The organism is Halomonas campaniensis (assembly GCF_014193375.1).
Classification (GTDB): Bacteria; Pseudomonadota; Gammaproteobacteria; order Pseudomonadales; family Halomonadaceae; genus Halomonas; species Halomonas campaniensis.
Genome location: NZ_JACHZF010000070.1, coordinates 1 through 1,418, shown reverse-complemented (window position 1 = coordinate 1,418; position 1,418 = coordinate 1). Strand labels below are relative to the sequence as shown.

Genomic DNA, 1,418 nt, shown 5'->3' with positions numbered 1-1,418 from the left:
GGATGATGAGATGGTCTCCTCCCCCTTTAACGGCGTCGCAATGCGCCAGAATGGAAGAGACATCCATTCAAGGATCGGGCGATCCGAAGGAGGAGACCATGAATCAGCATACTGTCATCGGACTCGATCTGGCAAAGTCCAGCAACGCGGTGGTGGCCTTGAGTGCTCAGGGGCGCGAGCTGTGGCGCAAGACGCTGACCCGCTCGAAGCTCTTGCCCTTCCTGGCCCAGCAGCAACCCTGCCTGATTGCCCTGGAAGCGTGCTCCGGCGCCCACCATGTGGCTCGCCAGCTACAGCAGCAAGGGCACCAGGTGGTGCTGTACCCGCCGGCGCATGTGAAGGCGTATCTGCGCGGCCAGAAGAATGATTACAACGATGCCTTGGCACTGGCGGAAGCCGCCCAGCATGGCCGCATCCGCCCGGTAGCCGTCAAGACGGTTGAGCAACAGGACGCCCTGCTGATCGTTCAGCAGCGCCGGCAGCTGAAGGAGGAGCAGACCCGGCTCGGCAACCGGATTCGCGCTCTGCTGGCTGAACGTGGGGTGGTGCTGCCTCAAGGCGTTGCGGCGTTGCGCCGCGGCATCCCGAGGATTCTGGAAGATGCGGAGAACGGCCTGAGCATCACGGCACGCCAGCTGTTGGAGCGCGTCTATCAGCGTTACCTGGTGCTGCTCGACGAGCTGGCGTGGTACGACACGCAGCTTCAGTGCCATGCGCGGGAAGATGCGACCTGCCGACGGTTATGCGAGATGCCGGGTATGGGCCCCATCGTGGCCAGCGTGCTCCAAGGCTGGATGGGCGATGGCCGCCAGTTTGCACGCGGCCGGGATGCGTCTGCCGCGCTGGGCCTGGTACCCAAGCAATACAGCACGGGCGGCCGCGATGTCCTGCTGGGCATCAGCAAGCGCGGCGATCGCTATGTGCGATCCCAGGTCGTCAACGGGGCACAGGCCGTGTTGCGATGTGCGGAAGGCAAGGAGGACACCCTCAGCCGCTGGGTGATGCGCCTCAAGGCCCGTGCCGGACACAACAAGACGGTGATTGCGCTGGCCAACAAGCTGGTGCGCATCGCCTGGGTAATCGTCGCCCGTGGCGAGCGGTACCGGCCACAGCCCATCGGCTGCCATGGCTAGGTGATGACGATAGCGGCATCACATTGAACATTGACTGAGAGAGGTTCCCGCCCAGGTTGCGAAGGCAACGATCACGCGATGTCACGACAGGTCAGACCGGCGTGCTGAAAACCTGATGAACCCACCGGCTCGCGAAGCCTAAGGGATGATAAGGACGGTGCGCGCGGATACTCATCGAGGCCAGAGGCGCCAGCAATCAGCGCCTCATACACAGGCCGGATATATGGCAGCAACCTGTACCTGCATCGATGAACGGAGCCTTGCAAGCCGGGAGGAGACCATATA

The 1,418-nt window shown here is 63.0% G+C and carries 1 protein-coding gene; it reads left to right on the top strand.

Annotated features, from left to right (window positions below):
• Positions 1-98 precede the first annotated feature (98 nt).
• A complete protein-coding gene (locus tag BDK63_RS18260) occupies positions 99-1,133 on the top strand; it encodes an IS110 family RNA-guided transposase (RefSeq protein ID WP_183334570.1) in 1,035 nt (344 codons plus the stop codon).
• The last annotated feature ends 285 nt before the right edge of the window (positions 1,134-1,418 follow it).